At 30.0% G+C, this 10485-nt stretch carries 9 protein-coding genes; all 9 read right to left on the bottom strand.

The window, feature by feature from the left end; all coding sequences use genetic code 11:
* Positions 1-543, bottom strand: a 543-nt coding sequence (locus ACH2BC_RS00925) for a PorV/PorQ family protein (protein WP_395052061.1), incomplete at its 3' end; no start/stop codon positions are given.
* A gap of 137 nt (positions 544-680) precedes the next feature.
* Entirely contained in the window at positions 681-3134 is a 2454-nt protein-coding gene (gene lon / locus ACH2BC_RS00920) for an endopeptidase La (protein ID WP_395052060.1), read from the bottom strand.
* A 269-nt stretch (positions 3135-3403) separates the two neighbouring features.
* Positions 3404-4435: a lipocalin family protein gene (locus ACH2BC_RS00915; protein WP_395052058.1), complete on the bottom strand. Its 1032-nt coding sequence runs from the start codon at positions 4433-4435 to the stop codon at positions 3404-3406.
* Positions 4436-4475: 40 nt separating this feature from the next.
* Positions 4476-5768: an MFS transporter gene (locus tag ACH2BC_RS00910; RefSeq protein ID WP_395052057.1), complete on the bottom strand. Its 1293-nt coding sequence runs from the start codon at positions 5766-5768 to the stop codon at positions 4476-4478.
* A gap of 290 nt (positions 5769-6058) precedes the next feature.
* Complete coding sequence (locus ACH2BC_RS00905) at positions 6059-6499, bottom strand: hypothetical protein (RefSeq protein WP_395052056.1); 441 nt, start codon at positions 6497-6499, stop codon at positions 6059-6061.
* Positions 6490-7530, bottom strand: coding sequence for a hypothetical protein (locus ACH2BC_RS00900; RefSeq protein ID WP_395052055.1), 1041 nt, complete (start codon positions 7528-7530; stop codon positions 6490-6492). Before ACH2BC_RS00900 ends, ACH2BC_RS00905 begins: the two co-directional genes overlap by 10 nt.
* Positions 7531-7566: 36 nt before the next feature.
* Positions 7567-8292, bottom strand: coding sequence for a hypothetical protein (locus ACH2BC_RS00895; protein WP_395052053.1), 726 nt, complete (start codon positions 8290-8292; stop codon positions 7567-7569).
* A gap of 195 nt (positions 8293-8487) precedes the next feature.
* On the bottom strand, positions 8488-9177 hold the full coding sequence (locus tag ACH2BC_RS00890; protein WP_395052052.1) for an XAC2610-related protein: 690 nt from the start codon (positions 9175-9177) through the stop codon (positions 8488-8490).
* 285 nt (positions 9178-9462) lie between these two features.
* Positions 9463-10281: a M48 family metallopeptidase gene (locus tag ACH2BC_RS00885; RefSeq protein WP_395052051.1), complete on the bottom strand. Its 819-nt coding sequence runs from the start codon at positions 10279-10281 to the stop codon at positions 9463-9465.
* Positions 10282-10485 lie beyond the last annotated feature (204 nt).

Genomic DNA, 10485 nt, shown 5'->3' with positions numbered 1-10485 from the left:
TACATCATTTTTTTCATCTATAAAAAGTGCGCCAAAATCTACTGCTGCTCCAAATGAATTGTAACTTTCTAAAGTCGAAGAAATTAATTTGGCATTTCCACCAATATGAAAATCGGTAAACGGAATATTGTAACCGTAACCAAAAGTTAAAGCAATTTCGCTTCCTGTAAAATCTGATGTTTTAATTCCGTTCTCATCATAACCTTCTAATTTTCCGTAATTTACATAATTTACTCCGGCAGAAAATGTTTGCACATGTCTGTCATAAGTATAAGCATACGAAGCTGTTCCGTAAGTTACATCACCAAAATAACTTCCATAGTTTAAAGCCAAATGATTGTCCATTTCTGGATTTATTGTTGCAGGATTAAAATGAATTTGATTTACATCTTCATCATAAATCGTTAGCACTTTTCCGCCCAAAGCTGCTTGTCTTGGTGAAGTTACCAAACTTAAAAATTGATAAACAGATTTACCTCCAATTTGACTGAAAGAAACAGCGCAAAAAAGTAACATTAAAGAGGTAAATATTTTTTTAAACATATAAAAATTAGCAATTTTCTATTTGTATAACGGAAATGCGAAGATATTATTTTTAAAGTTATTGCAAAATTGAAAATAAAAAAGGTATGAGGTTTATTTTCTCATACCTAATTCTTTAAAACCATATAGTATAATTATTAATCTATAGTTTTCGCATTAGCAACTTTACTGCTAGTAAGTGCAATATCAATTACTTCGTGCATATCTTTTACATAATGAAAAGTTAAACCAGTTAAATAATCTGACTTAATTTCTTCAATATCACTTTTATTTTCGTGACATAAAATTATTTCTTTAATGTTAGCTCTTTTTGCAGCGAGAATTTTCTCTTTAATTCCGCCAACTGGTAAAACTTTTCCACGTAAAGTGATTTCGCCTGTCATAGCAAGACTTTTTTTAATTTTACGTTGCGTTAAAAGTGAAACTAACGAAGTTAGCATTGCAATTCCGGCACTTGGTCCATCTTTAGGAGTTGCTCCTTCTGGAACGTGTAAATGAATATTATATTTGGTTAAAATGTCTTGATCTAGTCCAAAAATTGCTGCGTTGGCTTTAATATATTCTAAAGCTATTGTTGCAGATTCTTTCATAACCGTACCTAAATTTCCAGTTAAGGTAAGTGTTCCTTTTCCTTTGGAAATCAATGATTCTATAAATAAAATATCTCCACCAACAGATGTCCAAGCCAAACCTGTAACTACACCAGCAACATCATTTCCTTCGGCTTTATCTCGTTCTAATTTTGGTGCGCCAAGAACTTTTACAATATCTTCATCGCTAACTTTATTATTGTACTCTTCTTCCATTGCAACTGATTTAGCTGCATTTCTTATAACTTGTGCAATCTTTTGTTCTAAACTTCTAACTCCAGATTCACGAGTATAACCTTCTACAATTTTTTCAAATTGTTTCTTCCCAATAGTTAAATCTTTGGCAGTTAATCCGTGTTCTTTTAATTGTTTAGGAAACAAATGTTGTCTTGCAATTTCAACTTTTTCTTCGGTTGTGTAACCACTCATTTTAATAACTTCCATTCTGTCTTTTAATGCTGGTTGAATGGTTGCCATATTATTAGAGGTTGCAATGAACATAACTTTAGATAAATCAAATCCCATTTCTAGGAAATTATCGTAAAATTCGTTGTTTTGCTCTGGATCTAAAACTTCTAATAATGCTGATGATGGATCACCTTGACTAGAAATTGAAAGTTTATCTATTTCATCTAAAATAAAAACAGGATTAGATGTTTTTGCTTTTTTTATACTTTGAATTATTCTTCCTGGCATAGCACCAATGTAAGTTTTTCTGTGTCCACGAATTTCTGCTTCGTCTCTTAATCCGCCAAGTGAAATTCTCACATATTCTCTTCCCAAAGCTTTGGCAACTGATTTTCCTATTGAAGTTTTTCCAACTCCTGGAGGTCCAGTTAGACATATAATTGGCGATTTCATATCATTTCGCAATTTTAAAACTGCCAAATGTTCAATCATTCTTTTCTTAACGTCTTCTAAACCAAAATGATCTCTGTCTAAAACTTTTTGAGCATTTTTTAAATCGAAATTATCTTTAGAATAACTGTTCCAAGGTAAATCTAAAAATAAATCAAGATAGTTTCTTTGAATTCCAAAATCTGGCGCTTGCGGATTCATACGTTGCATTTTAGAAAACTCTTTCTCAAAATGTTTTTTTGTTTTATCATCCCATTTTTGAGATTTTGCACGCGTTCGCATTTCTTCAAATTCTTGCTCGTTAGAAACGCCACCCAATTCTTCTTGAATGGTTTTCATCTGTTGGTGCAAGAAATATTCGCGTTGTTGTTGGTCTAAATCAAACCTAACTTTAGATTGAATATCGTTTTTAAGTTCCAGTTTTTGAAACTCAACATTCATATATCTTAATGTTTCTAATGCACGTTCTTTTAAAACGCTCATCATCATTAAATTTTGTTTTTCTTCTACAGTAAGGTTCATATTAGAAGAAATAAAATTTATTAGAAACGATTGACTTTCTATATTTCTTATTGCAAAAGTTGCTTCTGTAGGTATATTTGGACTTTCTTTTATAATTTCTATTGCCAATTCTTTAATAGAATCTACAATTGCACCAAATTCGGTATCGTGTTTTCCTGGACGTTTTTCTGCAATTTCTTTAACTTTAGCTTTAATATATGGCTTTTCTGAAATAACTGCATCAATTTCGAAACGTTTTTTACCTTGAAGAATTACGGTTACGTTTCCGTCTGGCATTTTTAAAACTCTTAAAATTCTGGCAACAGTTCCAACATGATGAATGTCATTTTTAGTTGGATCTTCTTCTTCTTCATTTTTTTGAGCAACTACACCTATAATTTTACTACCTGCGTAAGCATCATTTATTAATTTTATAGATTTATCTCTTCCTGCAGTAATTGGGATTACTACACCTGGAAATAAAACGGTATTTCTTAATGGTAAAATTGAAAGTGAATCTGGCAATTCTTCGTTGCTCATTTCCTCTTCGTCTTCTGGCGTTAAAAGTGGGATTAATTCGGCTTCTGAATCAAATTCTTGTAGTGACAAATTGTCAAAAGTAAGTATGCGTTGATTGGACATAAAATATAGTAGTAGTCAAAAAGACGTTAAAAATTAGTAAATTTAGTAACAAATATAAGTTAAGGATTTTGGATACCGAATTAAAATCGATGTATGACACAGAAATGGCAGTAAAATCGATGTAAAACCAATAAATCGGATTATCGAATAAAAATACAATGATTGTGCCACATAAAAAAATCCGCCATATAGACGGATTTGATTGTTTATTGTTTATTGTTTATGGTTTATTGTTTTTAGTTTATTGTTTTTAGTTTATGGTTTATTGTTTATTGTTTTGTGTAAACTGCAGAAATATCTGCTGTTAAAAAGACTGGACTTCCATTAGCAGTTCCTACAACCTGACCATTTTGTTCGGTAATTACTAGAGTATTTCCAGAAGATGTAAAAACATCAGTATAAGTAATTCCGCTTTCAACATAAGTTACTGTTAGAAGATTACCGGCTAATGACCAAGTTCCAGTAAATGCTGGATCATTTTCACAAGTAATTGTGTTAGGAGTAATTGTCAAATCTATATCAATGCTTGCGCCATTTGCAGTAAAAGTATTGTTACTATTTAAGGTCAAAAGACTATTATTTAAGCAAGTAGTTTCATTCATTTGATTGATAGAAGAAGTACCATCTCCATTTAAATCAGTTGGAACAGAAGTATTAAATGCAGTTAATAAATAAGTTCCAGCGATAGTAGGATTTACTGGCGGATTTGTAACTGTGCTATCAATAAAGGAAACATCTGTAAAAATTCCGTTAGTTATTTGTTTTGTTAATGCTGGATTATTTAAAAGATAGCCATCAAAACTAAAAGTTCCAGATATTTTTTTCGTAGTAAAATTTAATGAATTAATAATTAATACTCCAGTTGGTTGACCAGTTGTATAATTAGTTGCAGAGTAAATATCTGTAGTTGTAGCATTTTGACGATAGGATATAACTTGATTTCCTGTTAAAGAATTTATTACATAAGATCCAATTGCAGGATTTTTAATTTGAATTGCAATGTATTCTCCAGTTGTTTTAATTCCAGAAATGGTTAATACATTTGTACCATTTACAGTAATATAATTACCAACGCTTGAATCTGAAATGAAATTTTGTCCAGCAACTGTAGCCGTAAACTGTCCTGTTTGAACTTCTGGACCTGTTCCGCCACCACCACCATTTCCGCCAGAACCACCACCAGTTCCTGGAGTAGTTAATTGAGTGACTAATGCTGGATCTAAAGGTTCATTATCACAAGAAATGAATGAAAATGATAGTATTAAAAATAAAAAAAGTGTAGCTAAATTAAGGTTTTTCATTTTTTGTAAATTTTTATCAAATATAATTATTTTTTACAAACTAAAATTTATTTTTTGAAACTCTGGTTAATAGCAGTAAACCTATTATAAAAAACACAGCTAAAAATACTATTGCGAATCTTGGACTTCCAGTAATTTGATCTATAATTCCGTAAACACTCATTCCTATTACTATACCTATTTTTTCTGAAACATCATAAAAACTAAAAAAAGAAGTTGTGTCTTTAGTTTGTGGAAGTAATTTAGAATAAGTTGATCTAGATAAAGATTGAATTCCGCCCATAACCAAACCTATTAATGTTGCCATAACGTAGAAATGTATGGGCAAAGTGATGAAATAAGCAAACAAACATAATATTGTCCAAAATAAATTTATTGCAATAAGAGTTTTAATATTTCCAAATTTGGCCGAAGCTCTTGATGTTAAAAATGCTCCAAGAATTGCAACCAATTGTATTAATAAAATGCAAATTATTAATCCTGTAGTACTTTCTTCTTCACTAGACCATTTTATTTCTTGTGCAGCGAAATAAGTTGCAATTAACATAACGGTTTGAACAGCCATACTGTAAACAAAAAAACTACTTAAATATCTTTTTAAATCTTGATTTTGTTTTAAAATTTCCCATACTTTTTTTAATTCTTTAAAGCCATTAAAAAAGACCGCTTTAGAAATTTTTTCAGAATTTTTATTTCCAGAAGGCAAATAATTATAAGAATATTGACTGAAAGCTATCCACCAAATTCCAACCATAACAAATGAATATTTCATCATTTCTATTTTGGTTCCGTCTTTGGCGTTCATTATTAATCCTAATGTTATGGCTAACAAAATTACACTTCCAATGTAACCTAGAGAATAACCTTTGGCACTAATTTTATCTTGTTGTTCTGGAAAAGCGATGTCTGGAAGATAGGAATTGTAAAATACCAAACTTCCCCAATATCCTATTAAAGCTAGAAAATAAAATAATAATCCGATGTAAATATGGTCTAATGAAAACCAATACAATCCCATACAAGAAAATGCTCCGAGGTAACAAAAGAATCGCATAAATGATTTTTTATTTCCAACATAATCGGCAATTCCAGATAATAATGGTGAAATAAATGCTACTACTAAAAAGGCAAAAGCAGTCACAAAACTTATTAATGCTGAACTTTTTATGGAAGTACCAAAAACTGGTATGTATTCTTGACCTTTTTCAAATAAAGAACTGTAAAATATTGGAAAAACTGCCGTAGTAATTACCAAAGTATATACTGAGTTTGCCCAATCGTAAAATGCCCAAGCGTTTAATAATTTTTTACTTCCTTTTTCTAGTTGTTGCATTGTTTTTATTTTTTAATCATTAAGGTAAATTAAGATTTATTATGAGTGTTTAATTTGATAATTTATTAAAAGTCTCGTGACTTTAAGAATTTGGGGATTTGGTTAGCCAAATGTATCTAATAAAAAACTAACCTAAATTACAAAACCAACTTTAAAGTTTGCCTAAAACCCCAATTGGGCCAACCCGCTGTTGGCAGAAGTATTTTTTCATTTCCCATTTTGCTTATTAAAAAAAAGCGACTTTCATTTTATCTAAAAGTCGCAATTAATTTTATGGATTAAAATATTTATTAAGGTAAGTCGTAAGCATTATTATAATCTTCTTCCGTTATTACAAACTGATAATTTTTATTTGTCAATTCAGTAAAACCCTCCTCTGAAAAAATAAATTTATTTGGAAAACATAAATTGTTACCCGATTGTCGAAGGTCACATATATAACCTTTACCATTTGGAAATTTAAATATTAATGAATCTACACCGCAGATATAACCACTGAACAATTCTGCTTGATAGTTACAGTCAGCTCCTGTAGCATTTGAATTAATTATAAGGTTGTTAATAATTAGATCATTATTTGGTGCATATCCTTCTATAACTAAACTCACAGTAGTTGAATTATTTATACTTACATTATAGTTAAATTCGTCTCTTTCACCCCTATCTGTACACGAAACAAATAAGGCGAATGCAATAAAAAAATAAATACTTTTTTTCATAACTAATCCCAATTTGCCGCATTATTTCTTACTTCTCTTACATAATTAAACATTTCATTTAATCGATTTTCGGTTGGATTTCCTTCAAAATTATTTATTAACTTTCTTTCAATACAATCAATGTCTCTACAATCGTCAATAGAATTTTGTATTTGATTAAGATTATAACCATTAACTCTATCCAAAGGCCAAAGTGAATTATTATTATTTTGATTTAAATTATCAATTAAATCTTCAACAAATGGTGTGTACTCATTCATATTTAAAGCAGTCCTTCTTTGTCTAAAAGAATTCCAACGACCACCATTATCTATTGCTCTTGAAGATTGATAATTATTAGCTATGATATTATACCTATCATTTGTTACAATTGTTTCAACACCTTCTGCCCAACTTTCCATAATTAAAAGTCTATTATTGCTACCACTTTCGAAAACTGAAAACATACCACTATCTAAATTTCTATGGCTTGCATGAGTTAATTCATGAACTGTTGTTGCGTAAATACCATCACTACCTCTGTAAGCACCACCAGAACCACGTGTTATTCTAATATCATACAAGGCAAATGTCGCGCCAATATTATTTAAGTGGTGCGAACTAGTATTGTACCAATCCTTTCCTACAATCTTTTTATAATATCCTGGATGTTGAATGTTATAAGTTTGAACTATACGAGTATAATAATCATAAGCTGCATTATGTATTAATCCATAAAATTGTTTTATGCCACCTTGAAAGTGTCTTCTCCAAGCTTCTCGTTTATGAGTTCTATGTCCAATGTCTCTTGCATTCCAAAATACTGTTCCAGCTTTAACAACAAATAATGGATTATTTTTAAAAAATACCGAATATTTAACTCTTTTCGTTCTTGTACTTGAGGTTATAAAAAATCCTTGACTGTTTGTAGTAGCTCTCCTTATTACTAAAAAGCCCCATTTACGTACCCTAACTCTTGCACCGTTTAAGCCAATGTTTTGACCTATTGCATCTTCGTGTACAGTAATTAAGCCACTAGGATTCCAACTTCTTCTACGCTCCATTTCAGAATCTATTTCGCTGAAATCAATTACAAGATTTTAAAATGGTATGTTCTGATTCATAGCCTCTTCATATGTCATTTGTTGTTGAGTTCCATCTGGCATAGAAAATAAATAGAATAATTCTTCTTTGTCTTCTGTATCAAGATTGTCAGTTAATTTTAGCGTTTGAAGATTCAAATCATGGTAATAATCAATTTCTTCTTTTTGAATATCAGTTGGATTATCACCTATTTCATCTTCTGGTGTAAAGTGTAAGTTTGCGATAATTTCATAGTCAACATTATCTGGAAGTTGATAATTTTTAGAAACAACAGAATAGTAATAGGTAAGATCTGTTCCTTCATAATCTGGATCTTGATATTTATCACCTTCACTTTCTATTGTATATTCAAATGGTTCGTCTGAAACTGCTAAAATGGTATCATTAACAATACGCTCATACTGTAAACTATCTTGAGGACTAAATTTTACATAATAATGGGTTGTTTCAATTTGATAACCAGAAGCATTGTTTCTGTAGTATTGACTTGCACTTGGAAATATAGAAGCAGTTGGATTATTCAATAAGTTTTCTTGTGCTTTTCGCATATTCTCAACTGTAAACGGAATAATTTTTTTTTCACCAAGCTTAGAATTGCTAGAACTACTCAAATCTTCTGTGGTTGTGTTTAAATCATTTGAATCATATTCACAGGAATAAAATTGAAAGATAATTGCTAGTAATGCAATTGTTTGTAGGAATTTGAAATTTTTTTGTTTCATAATTTTTTGTATTTAGTTGTTTTTAAGATTTAAAATTAATATTTCTGCCAACGTCTCGTGGCTTGACGTCAGTTGGGGATTTGGTTAGCCAAATGTATAAATTAAAGACCGAACTTCCAAGTACAAAACCAACCTATGAGCTTGCCTAAAACCCCAATTGCGCCAAACCGCTGTTAGCGGATGGTTTTATTAGAATTAATATGTTTCTTCATTTCTAATTTTTCTTTTTGTGTTTTTTAATTTTCCGTTTTCCCATTTGTAAATTAAATTCCAAATTCTTTTCCCGTCTTTTTCATATGCGATGCTATCGACAAATATAGTTTTCGTTTTTTTATCAGGAAATATATTTGCAAGATTTCTCGTTTCTGTATGTTTTTCTAATTTTTTAGTTAACGAATTTACAATTAATAAATTTCCTCTTGATAATGAAATACCTTGAGATGAAGTTGCGTTCAAATAAATATCAGCAAAATTATCAAAGTTATAATCTTTAAATAAAATTTCATATTGACTTAATTGAACTTCAAGTTTATCAATTTCATCACTTTTACTCCATTTTTTATTTATCAATGTATAAAGTTCAATTTTGTATGTTTTATCAGTTGGGCAACTTACGAGAATTGCATTTTTGGTAGTTTCAGAAAATATTTTCCCTGTTTTTATGAATAAAAATGGTACTTTATTTGAGAATTCTAAAGTGTCAATTTCGGTAGATTTTTCTAATAATTTATAAATTGTGTCTTGTTTAACAACTTTCTTTAAATCAATTTGTTCTTTGTTAATTTCATATTCGTTAATTCTTTTATTCCAAGTTTCGTTTTGGATTTCAGTTTCTTTTTTACAAGAAAAAGTAATTAAAATTAGAATTAAAAAAGTTGATTTCATTTTCATTTTTTCTGTATGTTTTCTGTCGCTCGAAACTATCCGCTAACTCTCAAATAGACGCAAAATCGAAAGGTTTTTTTTATTTGTTTTAAATTTATAATTATTGTGTTTTTAAACCATTAAAGTAAATTAAGATTCATTAACAATATTTATTGTAACTTTTTATTTTCTTTATAAAATTAAACTATTATTGATTTCAATATTTAATAATAGTAAATCTTAATACTAATTTTACATAAAAAAACCATCAGCAAAAACTGATGGTTCAAATATAAACTTTTTATTTTATTTAAATGTCACTCCAAATTTTGCTGCTTCTGCTTTAGCTTCTGGAATTAATGCTTTTAAATTTGCTATTCTTGTTGCATCTGATGGATGCGTACTCATAAATTCTGGTGGTTTTTGTCCGTTGGATGCTGCAGACATTCTTTGCCAAAATACTACTGATTGCTCTGGATCGTAACCTGCAATTGCCATTAGAATTAATCCAATTCTATCTGCTTCGGTTTCGTGCTTTCTACTAAAAGGTAGCATTCCGCCTATTTCTGTAGCTGCACCATAAGCTGTCATTGCCATTTGTTGTGTTTCTGCACTTTTACCTCCAGTTGCAACTGCAACTCCAGCGCCACCAAGTTGTTGTAAAAGTCCTGCGCTCATTCGCTGTTGACCGTGATTTGCTAATGCATGAGAAACTTCGTGTCCCATAACTGTTGCTAAACCTGCATCATCTTTTGTAACTGGTAAAATTCCTGTATACACTACAATTTTTCCGCCTGGCATACACCAAGCGTTTACTGCTTTGTCATCTACTAATTTATATTCCCAACGGTAATCGTTTAAATATCCGGCTTGACCGTTGGCGTTTAACCATCTTTCGGCTGCAACTTTTATTTTTGTACCAATTGTTTCTACTTTTCTAGCTTCTGCTGTTCCAGTAATAACTTTATTTTCTGATAAAAACTGATTGTATTGTTGAAAAGCTGATGGTAAAATTTCGCTATTAGAAACTAAAGCCAATGTTTTTTGTCCTGTAAACGGATTTTGAGAACATGCAAGCAGTAATCCTAATGCTGCTATACTTAAAATTTTAGTTCTATTTTTCATAAGTTTTTGTTTAATTTGTTAGTTTGTTGATTTCTTTACTACGAATTGTCTTTTTTTTATCTCGCAAAGACGCTAAGTTGCAAAGTTTCAATTATTATTTTTTTATAAAACTATTGTATAAATTTTATTAATCAAAATTAACAAATTAAAATGAGTTAGAATTGTATTTTAAAGTTTAAATATTATATAATTCTGTACAATATT

The organism is Flavobacterium sp. (assembly GCF_043760115.1).
Taxonomy (GTDB): Bacteria; Bacteroidota; Bacteroidia; order Flavobacteriales; family Flavobacteriaceae; genus Flavobacterium.
Note: the sequence above shows the minus strand (reverse complement) of the source record. Positions and strands in the feature narration are given on the sequence as shown.

Bases quoted from the DNA above. Each gene is read 5' to 3' on its own strand.
- ACH2BC_RS00885 (WP_395052051.1), bottom strand. From the start codon at position 10,281: ATGAAAAATAGAACTAAAATTTTAAGTATAGCAGCATTAGGATTACTG.
- ACH2BC_RS00915 (WP_395052058.1), bottom strand. From the start codon at position 4,435: ATGAAAAACCTTAATTTAGCTACACTTTTTTTATTTTTAATACTATCA.
- ACH2BC_RS00895 (WP_395052053.1), bottom strand. From the start codon at position 8,292: ATGAAACAAAAAAATTTCAAATTCCTACAAACAATTGCATTACTAGCA.
- lon (WP_395052060.1), bottom strand. From the start codon at position 3,134: ATGTCCAATCAACGCATACTTACTTTTGACAATTTGTCACTACAAGAA.
- ACH2BC_RS00910 (WP_395052057.1), bottom strand. From the start codon at position 5,768: ATGCAACAACTAGAAAAAGGAAGTAAAAAATTATTAAACGCTTGGGCA.
- ACH2BC_RS00890 (WP_395052052.1), bottom strand. From the start codon at position 9,177: ATGAAATCAACTTTTTTAATTCTAATTTTAATTACTTTTTCTTGTAAA.
- ACH2BC_RS00900 (WP_395052055.1), bottom strand. From the start codon at position 7,530: ATGGAGCGTAGAAGAAGTTGGAATCCTAGTGGCTTAATTACTGTACAC.